This window comes from Escherichia sp. HH091_1A, assembly GCF_030295175.1.
In the GTDB taxonomy this organism is placed as follows: Bacteria; Pseudomonadota; Gammaproteobacteria; order Enterobacterales; family Enterobacteriaceae; genus Escherichia; species Escherichia coli_F.
Genome location: NZ_AP025747.1, coordinates 4,934,619 through 4,953,052, shown reverse-complemented (window position 1 = coordinate 4,953,052; position 18,434 = coordinate 4,934,619). Strand labels below are relative to the sequence as shown.

Genomic DNA, 18,434 nt, shown 5'->3' with positions numbered 1-18,434 from the left:
GTTCTCGGTGTTTTTCCTGGAACATGGTAAAGTAAGGACATTCTTAACCCACACCTTGAGGTGCCCGATGGAAAAGACCACAACGCAGGAATTATTAGCGCAGGCTGAAAAACTCTGTGCGCAGCGTAATGTGCGCCTGACCCCGCAGCGCCTGGAAGTGTTACGCCTGATGAGTCTGCAGGATGGCGCTATCAGCGCTTACGATCTGCTTGATTTGCTGCGCGAAGCTGAACCGCAAGCCAAGCCGCCAACGGTTTATCGCGCGCTGGATTTTCTGCTTGAGCAAGGTTTTGTGCATAAGGTGGAATCCACCAACAGTTATGTGCTCTGTCATCTGTTCGACCAGCCCACCCATACTTCAGCCATGTTTATTTGCGATCGCTGCGGCGCAGTGAAAGAAGAGTGTGCAGAAGGCGTGGAAGACATTATGCATACGCTGGCGGCAAAAATGGGGTTTGCCCTGCGGCATAATGTGATTGAAGCACATGGGCTCTGTGCGGCATGCGTGGAAGTGGAAGCGTGTCGTCATCCTGAACAGTGCCAGCATGATCACTCTTTGCAGGTGAAAAAGAAACCGCGTTAAGAGGGCGTACATCCTTGTACACGTCGGGCAGGAGGGATTAATTACCAGCGATATTCATTGCGGGTTTCCCAATCCACGACCTCTTTTTCTGCCTGATCTTTCTGATAACCATAACGTTCCTGGATTTTACCGACCAGTTGATCACGTTTACCTTCAATGATCGTCATATCATCATCGGTCAGTTTGCCCCATTGCTCTTTCACTTTACCTTTAAACTGTTTCCAGTTACCGCCGGCTTCATCTTTATTCATAATCAAGACCTCATCGTTAGGTTGTGAATGAGAGTACGCTCACTTTTCTTCTGAACGTGAGATTAAGTGTAGTCAGGAATTTTACCCAGGATTATTTATTCAGAATTTTTAACCGTCACGTTGCTGCAAACCAGGTACCGTTGCGCCAGTGACGCTGCCAGATAGCTGCCAGAGAAAGCCCGCGCAGCGCCAGAAAGACAGTTAACGCCAACCACAAACCATGATTGCCCAGCCACGGCAGCGTAAGGAGCGTCAGGGCAAAACCTGCTGCTGCTACCGCCATACTGTTACGCATTTCAGCCGCACGCGTTGCGCCTATAAACATGCCATCCAGTAGATAACACCAGACACCGACCAATGGCAAAATCACCTGCCAGATAAGATAGCAGTCGGCCAGCTGCTGAATCTGGGTTAACGACGTCAACAACGCAATGATGTGTTCCCCTGCCAGTAAATAAATCACCGAAAACAGCAGTGCAACGATCCCCGACTGGCGGCACGCTGCGCGCCAGACCTCCAATAGCTGGCTCCCGTCGCGCGCACCGTACGCCTGACCTGAATGCGCTTCAACCGCGTAGGCAAAACCATCAAGCGCATAGGCGGTAAAGGTGAGTAGAGTCATCAGAACCGCGTTTACCGCGATGATGTCACTTCCAAGTCGTGCGCCAAGTACGGTGATCGCACCAAAACAGAGTTGCAGCAACAGCGAGCGCAGCATGATATCGCGGTTAAGCGCCAGCAAACGGCGGAAATTACCTCGCCAGGCTTTTTTCAGCATTTCGCCGGAGATACCGCGTGTTTTGATGATTTTACGCACTAGTAGCAGACCAATCAGCAATGTTGCATATTCCGCAATAACCGTCGCCAGCGCAGCGCCCTGCACGTTCATATGCAGCCCCATCACCAGCCAGACATCCAGCACTATGTTGAGAATATTGCCGGCTACTAACAAAATTACTGGCGCACGGGCATATTGCACGCCGAGTAGCCAGCCAAGTAACACCAGATTCGCCAGCGACGCCGGTGCGCTTAACCAGCGGATTTCAAGAAAGCGCCGCGCCTGTTCCAGCACTGCTTCGCTACCGCCAACAATATGCAGCGCCAGATCGATAATCGGCGTACGCAGTAGCGCAATTAACGCCCCAGCCCCCAGAGCCAACAGCAACGGCTGTACCAGCGCACGGGCTAATGCCTGGGGATTTTGGGCACCATAAGCCTGCGCAGTAAGCCCGGTGGTGCTCATGCGCAAAAACAGCAACAGCATAAAGAGAAAGCTGGTCGCCGTTGCACCAACCGCCACACCGCCCAGATAAACCGGACTATCAAGATGACCAATAACCGCCGTATCGACCAGCCCAAGCAACGGGACGGTGATATTGGAGAAAATCATGGGTAAGGCGAGATGCCAGAGTGCTTTATCAGATGAAGTGAGGAATGCCATGCAGACAAGCCTGATGAAGAGAGATGAAAAACAAACCGCGACGCCAGGCGGCATCGCGGTCTCAGAGATATGTCACAGCCAGTCGCCGTTGCGAATAACCCCAACCGCCAGCCCTTCAATCGTGAAGCTTTGCTGACGAAGGTCAACGACAATCGGTTTAAACTCACTGTTTTCTGGCAACAGTTCGACTTTATTGCCCTGTTTTTTCAGACGCTTAACGGTAACTTCGTCATCAATACGAGCGACGACGACCTGACCATTACGTACGTCCTGAGTTTTATGCACAGCCAGCAAGTCGCCATCCATAATGCCGATATCTTTCATCGACATCCCGCTGACGCGCAGCAGGAAATCCGCATTCGGTTTGAACAAGGAAGGATCAACCTGATAATGACCTTCAATGTGCTGCTGCGCCAGAAGCGGTTCACCGGCAGCCACACGACCTACCAGTGGCAACCCCTCTTCCTCTTCCTGTAACAGACGAATCCCGCGTGATGCGCCGGAAACAATTTCAATAACGCCTTTGCGTGCCAGCGCTTTCAGATGTTCTTCAGCCGCGTTTGGGGAACGGAACCCCAAACGCTGCGCGATTTCCGCACGCGTCGGCGGCATACCTGTCTGGCTGATGTGATCACGGATGAGATCAAACACCTCTTGCTGCCTGGCCGTTAACGCTTTCATTCCGCCCCCTGGGTGTATATACAGTTATGCTGTGAGTATATACAGCAAAAGGCGATTTTGGAACCATAAACTGCACAATAAACCAGAGATTTATCGAATTCTGGAAGGGTTATCCAAAATGCGACCATAACAGGATGCACCAGGTAATCACGGCGACGATAATCGCGATCAGTACCGCAGCGGACCCCATATCTTTAGCGCGTCCGGAAAGCTCATGGTATTCAGAGCCAATTCGGTCAACCACGGCTTCAATGGCACTATTGAGAATTTCCACAATCATCACCAGCATGACGGAGCTGATAAGCAGCACGCGAGTAATCGCGTCCACATCCAGCCAGCAGGCGATGACCACCGCCAACAATACCGCTACGCCTTCCTGACGGAATGCCGCTTCGTTGATCCATGCCGCGCGTAACCCCTTCCAGGAATAGCCAGCAGCTTTGATAATTCGAGTGAATCCAGTGGTATTATTGGCCATTGAAAGAACCTTTTTACATTATGAGCGTCAATATCAGTGTACCGTTAAATCCGATGATTCGGGTTTGCGTAACGCCGCGCGAAACATGAGCGGATACCACAGAATTTCCCATGAGTTTCTGCTATCCTTGCCGCGCATTTGCATTATTAACCAGAGGCTTTACATCGTTTATGTCCGGCTGGCCACGAATTTACTACAAATTACTGAATTTACCATTAAGCATCCTGGTAAAAAGCAAGTCTATTCCGGCAGATCCTGCCCCGGAACTGGGACTGGATACCTCTCGTCCAATTATGTACGTTTTACCGTACAACTCGAAAGCAGATTTGCTGACGTTGCGCGCCCAGTGTCTGGCACATGACCTGCCTGACCCCTTAGAGCCGCTGGAGATTGACGGCACGCTACTGCCGCGCTATGTGTTCATTCACGGCGGGCCGCGTGTTTTCACCTATTACACACCGAAAGAAGAGTCCATTAAGCTGTTCCACGACTATCTTGATTTGCATCGTAGCAATCCAAATCTGGATGTGCAGATGGTGCCAGTATCGGTGATGTTCGGTCGCGCGCCTGGGCGGGAAAAAGGTGAAGTGAACCCACCGCTGCGTATGCTAAATGGCGTGCAGAAATTTTTCGCCGTACTGTGGCTCGGTCGCGACAGTTTTGTGCGTTTCTCACCGTCAGTTTCTCTGCGCCGCATGGCCGATGAACACGGCACGGATAAAACTATCGCCCAGAAACTAGCGCGCGTGGCACGTATGCACTTTGCTCGTCAGCGTCTGGCTGCCGTAGGTCCACGTCTTCCTGCCCGTCAGGATCTGTTTAATAAGCTGCTCGCCTCCCGCGCCATTGCCAAAGCGGTAGAAGATGAAGCGCGCAGCAAAAAAATCTCCCATGAAAAAGCGCAGCAGAACGCCATTGCACTGATGGAAGAGATTGCGGCGAATTTCTCTTACGAGATGATTCGCCTGACTGACCGTATTCTGGGCTTCACCTGGAACCGACTTTATCAGGGCATTAACGTCCATAACGCTGAGCGCGTTCGCCAGCTGGCTCATGACGGTCATGAGTTGGTATATGTGCCTTGCCACCGCAGTCACATGGACTACCTGCTGCTTTCTTACGTGCTCTATCACCAGGGGCTGGTGCCACCGCATATCGCCGCCGGGATCAACCTGAACTTCTGGCCTGCCGGGCCGATTTTCCGCCGTCTGGGTGCGTTCTTTATTCGCCGTACGTTTAAAGGCAATAAGCTCTATTCCACCGTTTTCCGTGAGTATCTAGGCGAACTGTTCAGCCGTGGTTATTCCGTCGAGTATTTCGTGGAAGGCGGTCGTTCCCGTACGGGGCGTTTGCTGGATCCGAAAACCGGTACGCTGTCGATGACCATTCAGGCGATGCTGCGTGGCGGCACGCGTCCGATTACGCTGATTCCGATCTACATCGGTTATGAGCACGTCATGGAAGTGGGTACTTACGCCAAAGAACTGCGCGGTGCAACGAAAGAGAAAGAGAGCCTGCCGCAGATGCTGCGCGGTTTAAGCAAGCTGCGTAATCTCGGTCAGGGTTACGTCAACTTCGGTGAACCAATGCCGTTGATGACCTACCTTAACCAGCACGTACCAGACTGGCGTGAATCTATCGATCCCATCGAAGCGGTGCGTCCGGCCTGGTTAACGCCGACGGTCAATAATATTGCTGCCGATCTGATGGTACGCATTAACAACGCAGGCGCGGCAAACGCCATGAACCTGTGCTGTACTGCGCTTCTGGCGTCACGTCAGCGCTCACTCACCCGCGAGCAGTTAACCGAGCAACTCAACTGCTACCTGGATCTGATGCGCAATGTACCTTACTCCACGGACTCTACCGTTCCTTCAGCCAGCGCCAGCGAGCTTATCGATCACGCGCTGCAAATGAACAAGTTTGAAGTCGAGAAAGACACTATCGGCGACATCATCATTCTGCCGCGCGAGCAAGCGGTGCTGATGACCTACTATCGCAACAACATTGCGCATATGTTGGTGCTGCCTTCGCTGATGGCGGCAATTGTCACCCAGCATCGCCACATCTCCCGCGACGTATTGATGGAGCACGTCAATGTGCTTTACCCAATGCTGAAAGCGGAGCTGTTCCTGCGCTGGGATCGCGACGAATTGCCAGACGTTATTGATGCGCTGGCAAATGAGATGCAACGTCAGGGGCTGATTACCCTGCAAGATGATGAGTTGCATATCAACCCGGCGCATTCTCGCACGCTACAGCTGCTGGCCGCAGGCGCGCGCGAAACGCTGCAACGTTATGCCATCACCTTCTGGCTGTTGAGCGCCAACCCGTCGATCAACCGCGGTACGCTGGAAAAAGAGAGCCGCACCGTCGCGCAACGTCTCTCCGTGCTGCACGGTATCAACGCGCCGGAGTTCTTCGACAAGGCGGTGTTCAGTTCTCTGGTGCTGACACTGCGTGATGAAGGGTATATCAGCGATAGCGGCGACGCCGAACCGGCAGAAACGATGAAGGTGTATCAGTTGTTGGCGGAGTTGATTACATCAGACGTGCGTTTGACGATTGAGAGTGCGACGCAGGGCGAAGGGTAATCAGTGAGAATTGCCGGATGCGGCGCAAACGCCCTATTCGGCCTACCATGATCTGCAAATTCAATAAATTGCGATCTGTTGTGTAGGCCTTAGAAGCGCAGCGCATCAGGCAGTTTTGTCCACAAAAAAGCCGGATAATCCTCCGGCTTTTTCACATCATCAAATATGCCAGTAACTCATTGCCAGCCCTAAAAACAGCACCAGGCCAACATAGTTATTATTCATAAATGCTTTAAAGCAGGCTTCGCGCTCGCGGTTAGCAATCAGTTTTTGTTGATAAACAAACAGCGCACCTGCCACCAGAATTGACCAGTAATATCCCCAGCCTAAGCCATTTAACTCACCGATTATCGCCATCAGCACCAGTACGCCAATCTGCAAAATACCAATAATCAATTTATCGTACTGGCCGAACAAGATTGCAGTGGACTTAATGCCAATCTTCACATCATCATCGCGGTCAACCATCGCATACTGCGTGTCGTAAGCCACCGCCCAGAGAATATTGGCGAGGAACATTAACCAGCAACTCAACGGCACCGACTCACTCACAGCGGCAAAAGCCATTGGAATCGACCAGCCAAACGCCGCCCCCAGCACCACTTGCGGTAGATGGGTATACCGCTTCATAAACGGGTATACCCACGCCAGCGCCAGCGCGGCAATCGACAACAGAATGGTCATCGTATTCAGCGTCAGCACCAGTAAAAACGAAATCAGTACCAGCACGACAAACAGCGCACGCGCCTCTTTCTCCGTTACCGCGCCGCTGGGAAGTGGTCGGTTCGCCGTACGCTTAACATGACCATCAAACTTGCGGTCAGCATAATCATTCACCACACAACCAGCAGCGCGCATCAGCCAGACACCCGCGACAAACACCGCCAGGATCCAGAGCTGGGGAACGCCCGGCGTCGCTACCCACAGTGCCCATAATGTTGGCCAGAGCAGCAGTAACGCGCCAATTGGCTTATCCGTACGCATTAAGCGATGAAACGCCAGCAGCTTATTCTGCGTCAGACTCCACTCCATATTTTTTTCCTCTTAGTACAACGGTGACGCCGGTAAAAACAGTTCGGTTAGCAACAGCGGTTTACCGCTTAATCGCAGGCGGGAACGTCGCCCCCACAGTCCGGCATCACGGCCTATCTCAATAAAGTCCCGGGTTAATGTCGATGATGTGAACAGATAGCGTCCTAACGGCGTTTTACCCAATTTTTGTAACGCCAGCTCCGGCCCGCTTAACGTTGACTCAGGAACGACGGTACGACCGGCAAGCCACGGTTCACCATCGGCACATAACAAAATTTCACGTAACCAGTAACGGGACTCTTTCGGCAACAATGGCAGTTCTTCGTGGATTTCATTCTGCCCGACAAACCCTTCGCGGATCATCGTCACGCTCACTGTTTTTCCCTGCTGCTCAAAACGTTTCGTCATGGAATCTTCCAGCAACAACCAGTCGAGCAGTTGCGGATCCAGGGAAGGGATCTCTGTAAAATAGCGCAGCGCACGCAGTTGCGTTAACGCGGGGTGTGACATGCCGAACTCTCCGTTACATAACGTAAAGGCATTGTATCGCAGAAAAGTGTTTACGGGAGATGTATAGCAAATTAAGTGATCTAATGCGCAACAAAAACGCAACAATCGCATGAAGTGATAAAACGCTGTTGAACCTTACGCTTTGCCGATGCCCGTGCTGGCAAGAGCAACCAGAGGGGCATCACCGCCCGGGACGCCAGGAATGGTGATGTTTTCCTTTACTCACACACCTTTATTCTTTTTATGGATAGCTCGCCAACTTGCAGTAAAAATTGGGAAAAGCGCATGTTCATCATGAGATGTGGAGCCGAAAAGTGTTTCCGGAGTAATATTAACAGGCAGCATTTCATGTCTGGATTTAAAGATATAGGGGGAATTCCAATGGGTATCTTTTGTAGGATTCAACATATCATGTAAGCGCTGGGAGCTTACCACCATAACTGGCCCATCATCGACAGAGGAAAACAAGATAAAGATATTGTCGTTTTGTGTTAATTGCTTGGCGTTAAATGTTCTTAAATAATCGTCAACTTCTTTAAATATAGGTGATATATTATCACTGCGTATCCACTCTTTATAAAGATACCAGGCATTTTCTCTGATAATCTCATCCGATGATCGTAGAGCCTGATCGATAAGTTGGATAAAAAAATTATTATTTTGATCAATCAACCATTTATTCACACGAAATCTATTAATGAAAGTATTCATCTGTGTGACATCAAATTTCACCTTACTAAAACGATGTTGACGCATAAAAATATCGAACTTATCATCTTCATCATGATATAAATAGCTACGTATAATTGGATTGCTCACATAAGGATAATGACTAAATGTGTTTTTCATATTCTCAATAAAGTTTTTATTAACAATATTAAGAATTTTTAATTGTATCACCAGTTTGACTGCCAGAACGGATTTTAATTTCACTGCATTATCAGGCAACGTATTAATCATTTGGATAATGCCATTGATATAACCATCAAGATCTTCATTACCAAATATATCTGAGTAATCAATCGTTAATGCCAATTTCTCTGTAATGCAGTCTTTAAAATTCCCTGTCGACATTCGCACATTATCAAACATAACATTAGTCAGATTCGATTTAATAAATGATATTTCCTTATCAGAAAGAAAATATGCTCTGGTGAAGTGCGAAGCATAAAGATAACAATTATCGAAGTTTGAATTTTTAATCTGACATTCGCGAAAATTACTATGACCAAGTTGACTCTGCGAGAAGTCAACGGTATCAAGAATATTTTGGCTAAAATCAACACATTCGCCACTCGTTTTGAGAAAAATCACATTGTGTAAACGTCGACATTTAAATATGACATTATTAACTGTTGCCTTAGTAAAATTGCAATTCTCAATTTCTTTACATTCGAAAATTGCATGTTGTAGATTTGACGATAAAAAAGACACCTCCGAAATAACGTTACCTTTAAAATGGCAACTTGTTAAATCCAAATCAGACAGGTCGATATACCCCTGCGCATCTTTATCCATCAGAAAATCACAAGCACATTCTATTTCTTCATTTCTATAAAATTTTACGCTTATAATATCATTACTGATTGAGACTTCACGAAACATATTTATTGCATGATTTTTTTCGTTCCGTTGTTTTATATTTAAAAATATATCACTGATATAAATAAAATTTTCTCGATTTAAACCTGGCACCCCATTAAAATTACGTAGTAAATCAAGATCTAATTTATTATTTCCTTGCACCACATCATGTTTCATCAAAGAGTTATTGCCGCCAGAATTTGTGATATGACCTATCATAAAACCTCTGTATTACAGAAATAAAATAACCTGGAAAAGTAGCCTGAGCGTCCAGACACTACCGGCGAAAGGAAAAGAATCTCTGATATGGCATTGAGATAATGCACATTCTTAGTGAAGAAGAAGTGACGTACTATAAAAAATCGCTCATATCCCAGGAAAGAAGCACAAAAAAAGGTGCGCCAGGAGACGCACCAGTTGTTGCAAAATCAGCACTGTGGGGCGTAATTACCCCTTGCCTTTTACACTGCTGATAAAGGTGGAACGGGCAGATGTTGACCCCAGGCGTTCAGCTTCATCAAGCAGTTTTAACGCCTTATCAACATCACCTTTCGCGACAGCGTTTTTGATCGCGGTATTAAAATAACTTTCCGTGTCGTTGAGCATCGGCTCGCTTTTCTTCACCGGTGCCGGAGCGGGTGCGGCCACTGCTGGTGCTGCCGTGTTGCCTACCGTAACCGGAGCAGGCGCGGAAGAACCAAATAGAGGCCCCACCAACACGCTGGAACTGGAGTTCGTTTTCACTTTCAGTTTCAGTAAGCCATCGGTGGTATGACGAGCAACCGGATCGGGAATATCCGGGATCGAGTTACCGACGCCTTTGGCATAGGCTTTTGCCGGGTCGAGCAGTTGGGTCGTCTGCTGGAGATCTTTTTCCGTGGTAAAGACCAGTACATAAAGTTTCTGCTGCCCCAACGCCGGTGTCAGGCGCATAACGCCTTCCAGACGGTCTGCACTCATCACGCCTGGTTCCTGGTAGGTGAAATAACTGCTGGGGAAGAAGGCTGATGGGGTCATGTTCTGATCAAGAATCAGCACGTTCGGCGCAAATACGCTGGTTTGTTTGTTCACTTCGCTGGTCAGCGTTAGTGTCAGTTCGCCAATGTTTGCCGGGACGCTGTACGCAGCAACCGGACCACTGATGCCGGGGACTTTCAGTTGTTGGCCGCCGGTCGCCAGTTGGGTGGTCTGGGTTTTAGATTGATCGACCGGTGTCCAGGTGAGTTGTTGCAGCGCGGCAGATGGAATGGCTGGCGCGTCGCTGGTGTTTTGCGGTACGTAGTTAACATCGGCAAGGCTGATTCCAGGCGCGCTTGCCAGCAACCCTGCTGATAAACAGAGGGCGATGAGACTTTTATTCATTTTCATTGTTTTCACCTCAAAATCTGGAGTTCAGCGGTAGCCAGGCAATAGCGCGCCAAACCCGATAATCAGAGGGGCTTTCGCCCCTTTCAGATAATGACAACCTGTTTTTATGCCGGATGCGGCGCGAACGCCTTATCCGGCCCAGGTTTTGCTATTACCACCAGATTTCCATCTGGGCACCGAAGGTCCACTCGTCGCTGTCGCCACGTCCGAAGCTGCCGCCGTTGAAATCAGCTGGAACAGCTTTGCCGTAGTATGGGTTGGTTGAAGAGCTACCGTTGTAGTCGTAACCCCATTTCTCATCCCACTTGGCGTAGGTTGCGAAGACACGAATAGCCGGGCGTGACCAGATGCTGTCGCCAGCTTGCCATTGTTGTGCGAGGGTAATTTTGTACTGATTGTTCTTGTCACCAGTGCGCTGGGATTCGACGTTGTCGTAGCCGATTTCCATCACGGTGCTCATGATTGGCGTCCACTTGTACATCGGGCGAATACCAACGGTCCACCATTTGGTGCCGTTGTCGTTATCCCAGTTGATATCCTGGTACATACCCACGTACATCATGTCCCAGTTGTCGCCCATGGAGATCGCACCGTGGTCGAGGATACGAAGCATGTGACCGTTGTTATTGATATTGTAGGCGAATTTCTCGTTATCAAACGCAACGCCAGAACCCTGCGACAGACCTTTACCCTGTGAGGTCATCGAGTCAGTAGCGTACTGAACAACAAACTTGTTAAAGCCCTTCAGGACACTCTGAGTATGTTCTGCAGTGAATAACCAGCCATCTTTCGATGCACCATCAACCAGACGATAGTTATCACGCAGATTGGCACGACCGTAGTCGACACCCAGCTCTAACGTGCCGCCCGGGTTGATTTCCATCTGCGCTAAACGTACGTCGAATACGTCGTTCGCGGTTTCGTTGGTATAGTCATAAATATTATTGCTGGCGAAAGAGGAAGAACCACCAGCTTCAGAGGAACGGGTTGCTGCCAGAGAGAGTTTACCAAACCCAACATCGATGTTTTCCAGACCGGCACCAGGACCAGAAATATCCCAGTAGTAGAAGTCGATCATATGAACGTCATGACGTTGGTAGAAACGCTTACCTGCCCAGATGGTGGAGCCTGGCAGCCATTCAATCAGGTTTTTACCCTGCACGTTTGCTTCACGGAAGGCTGGATCGGTAGCTTCCCAGTCATTTTGTTGCGCGACGGAATAGGCCACGTTAGTGTCGAAATAGAAGCTCTTATCGCCTTCTTTCCACACTTCCTGACCCAATTTTAATTCAGCATAAGTTTCACATTCGTTGCCAAGACGGTATTTACTTTGAGCACCGGTAGTCTGGAAACACTGTTGTTCGCCGCCGCTACCTGTCCAGCCAATACCGGAACGTGCATAGCCGTGGAAATCAACAGCCATTGCCTGAGCAGACATTACGCCCGCTGCGACGGCAACCGCCAGAGGAAGTTTGCGCAGAGTAATCATCATTCTATCTCCTGAGTCATTGCTTTTCTTTTTTCACATCACCTGTGACAGGCTTTGTGTGTTTTGTGGGGTGCTTAAACGCCCGGCTCCTTATGCAGTCGACGACATGCAGTGCCATCCTCACGGAACAGATGGCAACGCTCTGGCGGCAGACCGATAGCGAATGTGGCACCTTCTTCTACCAACACCACGTCGTTCTGGCGGTACACCAGGTTTTGACGAATGGAAGGGATCTGGATATGGATTTGAGTTTCGTTGCCGAGCTGCTCGACGACCTGAACTTCACCCTCAAGGATGACGTCAGCGATATCACTCGGCAGTAGATGTTCCGGGCGAATACCCAGCGACATATTGGCTCCAACCTGGACATCACGGCTTTCAACCGGCAGCCAGACTTGCTGACGATTCGGCATCGGCAGTTCCACCTGCACTTGATCGATTGCGGTGGCGGTCACTTTTACCGGCAGGAAGTTCATCTTTGGCGAACCGATGAATCCGGCGACAAAGCGGTCTGCCGGATAGTGGTACAGCTCCAGCGGTTTCCCAACCTGCGCCACGCGACCGGCGTCCAGTACCACGATTTTGTCGGCCAGCGTCATCGCTTCGACCTGATCGTGGGTGACATAAATCATTGTGCGGCCCAGGCGTTTATGCAGACGGGAGATTTCGATACGCATTTGCACACGCAGTGCAGCATCGAGATTGGAGAGCGGTTCATCGAGCAAAAATACACTTGGCTCGGCCACCAGCGTACGGCCAATCGCCACACGCTGACGCTGACCACCAGAGAGCGCTTTCGGTTTGCGATCCAGCAAATGCGCCAGTTGCAGCACTTCCGCCACCTGGTTGACGCGTTGGTTAATCACCTCTTTTTTTGCGCCTGCCAGTTTCAGGCCAAATGACATGTTTTCTGCTACTGACAGGTGGGGATAGAGCGCGTAAGACTGGAACACCATACCAACGCCGCGTTCTGCTGGCGGAGTGTCATTCATCCGTTTCTCACCGATGAACAGGTCGCCGCTGGTGATCGTCTCAAGCCCGGCAATCATGCGCAGTAAAGTCGATTTTCCGCAGCCAGACGGCCCGACAAACACCACGAATTCACCTTCATGGATGTCGAGATTGATATCTTTCGATACCACGACCTCGCCCCAGGCTTTCGTTACATTTTGCAGCTGTACGCTCGCCATGCCCTTCTCCCTTTGTTACAACCTGTCATCGACAGCAACATTCATGATGGGCTGACTATGCGTCATCAGAAGATGGCTTAAATCCTCCACCCCCTGGCTTTTTTATGGGGGAGGAGGCGGGAGGATGAGAACGCGGCTTCTGTGAACTAAACCGAGACCATGTAAGGAATTTCGTGAAGTTGCTTGCAAAAATCGTGGCGATTTTATGTGCGCATCTCCACATTACCGCCAATTCTGTAACAGAGATCACACAAAGCAACGGAGGGGCGTAGGGGCAAGGAGGATGGAAAGAGGTTGCCGTATAAAGAAACTAGAGTCCGTTTAGGTGTTTTCACGAGCACTTCACCAACAAGGACCATAGATTATGAAAATAAAAACAGGTGCACGCATCCTCGCATTATCCGCATTAACGACGATGATGTTTTCCGCCTCGGCTCTCGCCAAAATCGAAGAAGGTAAACTGGTAATCTGGATTAACGGCGATAAAGGCTATAACGGTCTCGCTGAAGTCGGTAAGAAATTCGAGAAAGATACCGGAATTAAAGTCACCGTTGAGCATCCGGATAAACTGGAAGAGAAATTCCCTCAGGTTGCGGCAACTGGCGATGGCCCTGACATTATCTTCTGGGCGCACGACCGCTTTGGTGGCTACGCTCAATCTGGCCTGTTGGCTGAGATCACCCCGGACAAAGCGTTCCAGGACAAGCTGTATCCGTTTACCTGGGATGCCGTACGTTACAACGGCAAGCTGATTGCTTACCCAATTTCTGTCGAAGCGTTATCGCTGATTTATAACAAAGATCTGCTGCCGAACCCGCCAAAAACATGGGAAGAGATCCCAGCGCTGGATAAAGAACTGAAAGCGAAAGGTAAGAGTGCGCTAATGTTCAACCTGCAAGAACCGTACTTCACCTGGCCGCTGATTGCTGCTGACGGGGGTTATGCGTTCAAGTACGAAAACGGCAAGTACGACATTAAAGACGTGGGCGTGGATAACGCTGGCGCGAAAGCGGGTCTGACCTTCCTGGTTGACCTGATTAAAAACAAACACATGAATGCGGACACCGATTACTCCATCGCAGAAGCCGCCTTTAATAAAGGCGAAACAGCGATGACCATCAACGGCCCGTGGGCATGGTCCAACATCGACACCAGCAAAGTGAATTATGGTGTAACGGTACTGCCGACCTTTAAGGGCCAGCCATCCAAACCGTTCGTGGGCGTACTGAGCGCGGGTATTAACGCCGCCAGTCCGAACAAAGAGCTGGCGAAAGAGTTCCTCGAAAACTATCTGCTGACTGACGAAGGCCTGGAAGCGGTTAATAAAGATAAACCGCTGGGTGCAGTAGCGCTGAAGTCCTATCAGGATGAACTTGCGAAAGATCCTCGTATTGCCGCCACCATGGATAACGCTCAGAAAGGTGAAATTATGCCGAACATCCCGCAGATGTCCGCTTTCTGGTATGCCGTGCGTACTGCCGTGATCAACGCCGCCAGCGGTCGTCAGACTGTGGATGCAGCGCTGAAAGATGCACAGACTCGTATCACCAAGTAATGCAGTGAAATGCCGGATGCGGCGTAAACGCCTTATCCGGCCTACAAAACCGAAACGTATGTAGGCCTGATAAGACGCGTCAGCGTCGCATCAGGCAGTTGTTGTCGGATAAGGCGTAAATGCGTTATCTGTCCTGGAATGAGGAAGAACCCCATGGATGTCATTAAAAAGAAACATTGGTGGCAAAGCGACGCGCTGAAATGGTCAGTGTTAGGTCTGCTCGGCCTGCTGGTGGGTTACCTTGTTGTTTTAATGTACGCACAAGGGGAATACCTGTTCGCCATTACCACGCTGATATTGAGTTCAGCGGGGCTCTATATTTTCGCCAATCGTAAAGCCTACGCCTGGCGCTATGTCTATCCGGGAATGGCTGGGATGGGGCTATTCGTCCTTTTCCCTCTGGTCTGCACCATCGCCATTGCCTTCACCAACTACAGCAGCACTAACCAGCTGACTTTTGAACGTGCGCAGGAAGTGTTGTTAGATCGCTCCTGGCAAGCAGGCAAAACCTATAACTTTGGTCTTTACCCGGCGGGCGATGAGTGGCAACTGGCGCTCAGCGACGGCGAAACTGGCAAAAATTACCTCTCCGACGCGTTTAAATTTGGCGGCGAGCAAAAACTGCAACTAAAAGAAACAGCCGCCCAGCCTGAAGGCGAGCGCGCGAATCTGCGTGTGATTACCCAGAATCGTCAGGCACTGAGTGACATTACTGCCATTCTGCCGGATGGTAACAAAGTGATGATGAGCTCCCTGCGCCAGTTTTCTGGCACGCAGCCGCTCTACACACTCGACGGTGACGGCACGCTGACGAATAACCAGAGCGGTGTGAAATATCGGCCGAATAACCAAATTGGTTTTTACCAGTCCATTACCGCCGACGGCAACTGGGGCGATGAAAAGTTAAGCCCCGGTTACACCGTGACCACCGGCTGGAAAAACTTTACCCGCGTCTTCACCGACGAAGGCATTCAGAAACCGTTCCTCGCCATTTTCGTCTGGACCGTGGTGTTCTCGCTAATCACCGTCTTTTTAACAGTGGCAGTCGGCATGGTTCTGGCGTGTCTGGTGCAGTGGGAAGCGTTGCGCGGCAAAGCGGTCTATCGTGTCCTGCTGATTCTGCCCTACGCGGTGCCATCGTTTATTTCAATCTTGATTTTCAAAGGGTTGTTTAACCAGAGCTTCGGTGAAATCAACATGATGTTGAGCGCGCTATTTGGCGTGAAGCCTGCCTGGTTTAGCGATCCGACCACCGCCCGCACGATGCTGATTATCGTCAACACCTGGCTGGGTTATCCGTACATGATGATCCTCTGCATGGGCTTGCTGAAAGCGATTCCGGACGATCTGTATGAAGCCTCAGCAATGGATGGCGCAGGTCCATTCCAGAACTTCTTTAAAATTACGCTGCCGCTGCTGATTAAGCCGCTCACACCGCTAATGATCGCCAGCTTCGCCTTTAACTTTAACAACTTCGTGCTGATTCAACTGTTAACTAACGGCGGCCCGGATCGTCTTGGCACTACCACGCCAGCCGGTTATACCGACCTGCTCGTTAACTACACCTACCGCATCGCCTTTGAAGGCGGCGGTGGTCAGGACTTCGGTCTGGCGGCGGCAATTGCCACGCTGATCTTCCTGCTGGTGGGTGCGCTGGCGATCGTCAACCTGAAAGCCACGCGAATGAAGTTTGATTAAGGGAGATAACAAAAATGGCAATGGTCCAACCGAAATCGCAAAAAGCACGTTTGTTTATTACTCATCTGCTACTGCTACTTTTTATCGCGGCGATTATGTTCCCGCTGCTGATGGTCGTCGCTATCTCTCTGCGTCAGGGGAACTTCGCGACTGGTAGCCTGATCCCGGAACAAATCTCCTGGGATCATTGGAAACTGGCGTTAGGTTTTAGCGTTGAACAGGCTGATGGGCGCATTACGCCACCGCCGTTCCCGGTACTGCTGTGGCTGTGGAACTCAGTAAAGGTTGCCGGAATTTCCGCGATTGGCATTGTTGCGCTCTCCACCACCTGCGCCTACGCTTTCGCCCGTATGCGCTTTCCTGGCAAAGCGACACTGCTGAAAGGCATGCTGATTTTCCAGATGTTCCCGGCGGTGCTTTCACTGGTAGCGTTGTATGCGTTATTTGATCGTTTGGGTGAGTACATTCCATTCATCGGCCTGAATACTCACGGCGGCGTAATCTTCGCGTACCTGGGGGGGATTGCGCTGCATGTCTGGACCATCAAAGGCTATTTCGAAACCATCGACAGTTCGCTGGAAGAAGCGGCGGCGCTGGATGGTGCAACACCGTGGCAGGCCTTCCGCCTTGTCCTGTTGCCGCTGTCAGTGCCGATTCTGGCGGTGGTGTTCATCCTGTCGTTTATCGCTGCCATTACTGAAGTTCCGGTCGCGTCGCTATTACTGCGTGACGTAAACAGCTACACCCTGGCTGTGGGGATGCAGCAATACCTCAACCCGCAAAACTACCTGTGGGGTGACTTTGCCGCCGCTGCCGTGATGTCTGCATTACCGATCACCATCGTCTTCTTGCTGGCTCAACGCTGGCTGGTCAACGGACTGACGGCAGGTGGTGTGAAAGGTTAAAGATGTTGTTCTGCCAATGTTATGCCGCTACACCCTCAACTTACGTTATCCCAACTTGTGACTGTTATTCGGCGCTCTATGGAGCGCCTTTTTTTACTCCCGCTTCAGCCGTTTCGAATTACACAGCCATAAGGTGATCACCAGTAGCAGGATCGCAGCCGAGTAGATCAACACATCCAGTGGTGATTTATGATCGACGATGATCAAGCGCACAATGGCGGTGATCCCGATATAGACAAAATAACGTAAGGGAAAGTGAAAACCGGACTGAAAGTACTTCACAATCAACGCGATAAATTCGAAATAGAGAAAGTAAACCACCAGTCCTTCTACCAGCTCATATTTACTGGTTTGTTCTGGCGCGAACAGCACATCAGCCAGATGCACCGTTTCTTTGCCGAGGAAGACAACCAAAATCAGGCCGAGGCACAACAGGCCAAGATTGAGTACGGTCTGCAAAATGGTGGAGATAAACTCCACGCGCGGACGAGAGAGTGACGTCATAGCAGTACCTCCTTCACAATGGCGAGCTTCCTGTATAACGTAAAAATGTGACGGAGATCTATATTTTTTGTGTATGTTTTGTTCAGATCGATTAAATGGGCATCTCCCAACCAACGCCGGATGCGGCGTGAACGCCTTATCCGTCCTACCCGTAGGCCGGATAAGCCGCGCCTGGCGGCGCATCCGGCAAGACAAACCGCACCATAGCCTGTAATGCAAAAATCACCCATTCAGGTGATTCCCAGCCACCAGCAATGCGCGAAAAATCGACAATGTTCCTCTGGAACAAATGAAACGTAACCTGATAAAGGTGGTAAAAATGAAGCCTTATTTTGCTGCTTTGATGTTATCAGTCTCTGTTCTTCCTGCTTATGCTGGTCCGCTCGGTACTGCTGATAAAGCCGACCTACCGCAAAGCAATGTCTCCAGCCCAATGATGGCCCAGTCGCTCAGGCAACCAGACCTGCAACCAATATCGACGGACAGGAAAACAGAATGTTTTCGCCTTTACACACCAGATCGCAAACCGGGGGTGAACTGCGTTCCTGATGGCTCGACAGGCCATTAAGAA

The 18,434-nt window shown here is 50.3% G+C and carries 18 protein-coding genes; 6 read left to right on the top strand and 12 right to left on the bottom strand.

Annotated features, from left to right (window positions below):
• Positions 1-67: 67 nt before the first annotated feature.
• Positions 68-583, top strand: a complete 516-nt coding sequence (gene zur, locus QUF14_RS24520) for a zinc uptake transcriptional repressor Zur (protein WP_001355078.1) — start codon at positions 68-70, stop codon at positions 581-583.
• 41 nt (positions 584-624) lie between these two features.
• Here the strand turns inward: zur and QUF14_RS24515 are convergent, their stop codons facing one another.
• The 4 genes from QUF14_RS24515 to dgkA form a co-directional block, all read right to left on the bottom strand.
• On the bottom strand, positions 625-834 hold the full coding sequence (locus QUF14_RS24515) for a CsbD family protein (protein WP_001030593.1): 210 nt from the start codon (positions 832-834) through the stop codon (positions 625-627).
• Between the two features lie 115 nt (positions 835-949).
• Positions 950-2,275, bottom strand: coding sequence for an MATE family efflux transporter DinF (dinF, locus tag QUF14_RS24510; RefSeq protein ID WP_145960270.1), 1,326 nt, complete (start codon positions 2,273-2,275; stop codon positions 950-952).
• A 72-nt stretch (positions 2,276-2,347) separates the two neighbouring features.
• Positions 2,348-2,956 carry a transcriptional repressor LexA gene (lexA, locus tag QUF14_RS24505; protein WP_000646078.1) on the bottom strand — a complete coding sequence of 203 codons (609 nt, stop codon included), beginning with the start codon at positions 2,954-2,956 and terminating at the stop codon, positions 2,348-2,350.
• A gap of 109 nt (positions 2,957-3,065) precedes the next feature.
• Entirely contained in the window at positions 3,066-3,434 is a 369-nt protein-coding gene (dgkA, locus tag QUF14_RS24500; protein WP_000002907.1) for a diacylglycerol kinase, read from the bottom strand.
• 170 nt (positions 3,435-3,604) lie between these two features.
• On the opposite strand from dgkA, the gene plsB reads away from it, so the two are divergent.
• Positions 3,605-6,028: a glycerol-3-phosphate 1-O-acyltransferase PlsB gene (gene plsB / locus QUF14_RS24495; RefSeq protein WP_000017354.1), complete on the top strand. Its 2,424-nt coding sequence runs from the start codon at positions 3,605-3,607 to the stop codon at positions 6,026-6,028.
• A 159-nt stretch (positions 6,029-6,187) separates the two neighbouring features.
• Here plsB and ubiA read toward each other — a convergent pair whose 3' ends face one another.
• The 6 genes from ubiA to malK all read right to left on the bottom strand — a co-directional run bounded on the left by ubiA (position 6,188) and on the right by malK (position 13,201).
• Complete coding sequence (gene ubiA / locus QUF14_RS24490) at positions 6,188-7,060, bottom strand: 4-hydroxybenzoate octaprenyltransferase (protein ID WP_000455231.1); 873 nt, start codon at positions 7,058-7,060, stop codon at positions 6,188-6,190.
• Positions 7,061-7,072: 12 nt separating this feature from the next.
• Positions 7,073-7,570, bottom strand: a complete 498-nt coding sequence (gene ubiC / locus QUF14_RS24485; protein WP_001353542.1) for a chorismate lyase — start codon at positions 7,568-7,570, stop codon at positions 7,073-7,075.
• A 222-nt stretch (positions 7,571-7,792) separates the two neighbouring features.
• On the bottom strand, positions 7,793-9,373 hold the full coding sequence (locus QUF14_RS24480) for a SopA family protein (protein ID WP_000579102.1): 1,581 nt from the start codon (positions 9,371-9,373) through the stop codon (positions 7,793-7,795).
• Positions 9,374-9,601: 228 nt separating this feature from the next.
• Entirely contained in the window at positions 9,602-10,522 is a 921-nt protein-coding gene (gene malM, locus QUF14_RS24475; RefSeq protein WP_001355073.1) for a maltose operon protein MalM, read from the bottom strand.
• 151 nt (positions 10,523-10,673) lie between these two features.
• Entirely contained in the window at positions 10,674-12,014 is a 1,341-nt protein-coding gene (gene lamB / locus QUF14_RS24470) for a maltoporin LamB (RefSeq protein ID WP_000973662.1), read from the bottom strand.
• A 71-nt stretch (positions 12,015-12,085) separates the two neighbouring features.
• Complete coding sequence (gene malK / locus QUF14_RS24465) at positions 12,086-13,201, bottom strand: maltose/maltodextrin ABC transporter ATP-binding protein MalK (RefSeq protein WP_000179165.1); 1,116 nt, start codon at positions 13,199-13,201, stop codon at positions 12,086-12,088.
• 364 nt (positions 13,202-13,565) lie between these two features.
• On the opposite strand from malK, the gene malE reads away from it, so the two are divergent.
• The 3 genes from malE (at position 13,566) to malG (ending at position 17,359) form a co-directional block, all read left to right on the top strand.
• Complete coding sequence (gene malE / locus QUF14_RS24460) at positions 13,566-14,756, top strand: maltose/maltodextrin ABC transporter substrate-binding protein MalE (protein ID WP_000695398.1); 1,191 nt, start codon at positions 13,566-13,568, stop codon at positions 14,754-14,756.
• A gap of 153 nt (positions 14,757-14,909) precedes the next feature.
• Entirely contained in the window at positions 14,910-16,454 is a 1,545-nt protein-coding gene (malF, locus tag QUF14_RS24455; protein WP_001353545.1) for a maltose ABC transporter permease MalF, read from the top strand.
• Positions 16,455-16,468: 14 nt separating this feature from the next.
• Complete coding sequence (gene malG, locus QUF14_RS24450; protein WP_001252058.1) at positions 16,469-17,359, top strand: maltose ABC transporter permease MalG; 891 nt, start codon at positions 16,469-16,471, stop codon at positions 17,357-17,359.
• A 93-nt stretch (positions 17,360-17,452) separates the two neighbouring features.
• Here the strand turns inward: malG and psiE are convergent, their stop codons facing one another.
• A complete protein-coding gene (gene psiE, locus QUF14_RS24445) occupies positions 17,453-17,863 on the bottom strand; it encodes a phosphate-starvation-inducible protein PsiE (RefSeq protein WP_000202902.1) in 411 nt (136 codons plus the stop codon).
• A gap of 145 nt (positions 17,864-18,008) precedes the next feature.
• Positions 18,009-18,152 carry a hypothetical protein gene (locus QUF14_RS24440; RefSeq protein ID WP_000487760.1) on the bottom strand — a complete coding sequence of 48 codons (144 nt, stop codon included), beginning with the start codon at positions 18,150-18,152 and terminating at the stop codon, positions 18,009-18,011.
• Here QUF14_RS24440 and QUF14_RS24435 point away from each other — a divergent pair, their 5' ends adjacent.
• Positions 18,153-18,431, top strand: a complete 279-nt coding sequence (locus QUF14_RS24435; protein WP_001295279.1) for a periplasmic protein — start codon at positions 18,153-18,155, stop codon at positions 18,429-18,431.
• Positions 18,432-18,434: the final 3 nt, after the last annotated feature.

Coding starts and splice junctions, on each gene's coding strand:
- zur (WP_001355078.1), top strand. CDS start 68: ATGGAAAAGACCACAACGCAGGAATTATTAGCGCAGGCTGAAAAACTC.
- lamB (WP_000973662.1), bottom strand. CDS start 12,014: ATGATGATTACTCTGCGCAAACTTCCTCTGGCGGTTGCCGTCGCAGCG.
- malF (WP_001353545.1), top strand. CDS start 14,910: ATGGATGTCATTAAAAAGAAACATTGGTGGCAAAGCGACGCGCTGAAA.
- ubiA (WP_000455231.1), bottom strand. CDS start 7,060: ATGGAGTGGAGTCTGACGCAGAATAAGCTGCTGGCGTTTCATCGCTTA.
- malK (WP_000179165.1), bottom strand. CDS start 13,201: ATGGCGAGCGTACAGCTGCAAAATGTAACGAAAGCCTGGGGCGAGGTC.
- dinF (WP_145960270.1), bottom strand. CDS start 2,275: ATGGCATTCCTCACTTCATCTGATAAAGCACTCTGGCATCTCGCCTTA.
- psiE (WP_000202902.1), bottom strand. CDS start 17,863: ATGACGTCACTCTCTCGTCCGCGCGTGGAGTTTATCTCCACCATTTTG.
- QUF14_RS24435 (WP_001295279.1), top strand. CDS start 18,153: ATGAAACGTAACCTGATAAAGGTGGTAAAAATGAAGCCTTATTTTGCT.
- malE (WP_000695398.1), top strand. CDS start 13,566: ATGAAAATAAAAACAGGTGCACGCATCCTCGCATTATCCGCATTAACG.
- malG (WP_001252058.1), top strand. CDS start 16,469: ATGGCAATGGTCCAACCGAAATCGCAAAAAGCACGTTTGTTTATTACT.
- malM (WP_001355073.1), bottom strand. CDS start 10,522: ATGAAAATGAATAAAAGTCTCATCGCCCTCTGTTTATCAGCAGGGTTG.
- QUF14_RS24515 (WP_001030593.1), bottom strand. CDS start 834: ATGAATAAAGATGAAGCCGGCGGTAACTGGAAACAGTTTAAAGGTAAA.
- ubiC (WP_001353542.1), bottom strand. CDS start 7,570: ATGTCACACCCCGCGTTAACGCAACTGCGTGCGCTGCGCTATTTTACA.
- lexA (WP_000646078.1), bottom strand. CDS start 2,956: ATGAAAGCGTTAACGGCCAGGCAGCAAGAGGTGTTTGATCTCATCCGT.
- plsB (WP_000017354.1), top strand. CDS start 3,605: ATGTCCGGCTGGCCACGAATTTACTACAAATTACTGAATTTACCATTA.
- dgkA (WP_000002907.1), bottom strand. CDS start 3,434: ATGGCCAATAATACCACTGGATTCACTCGAATTATCAAAGCTGCTGGC.
- QUF14_RS24480 (WP_000579102.1), bottom strand. CDS start 9,373: ATGATAGGTCATATCACAAATTCTGGCGGCAATAACTCTTTGATGAAA.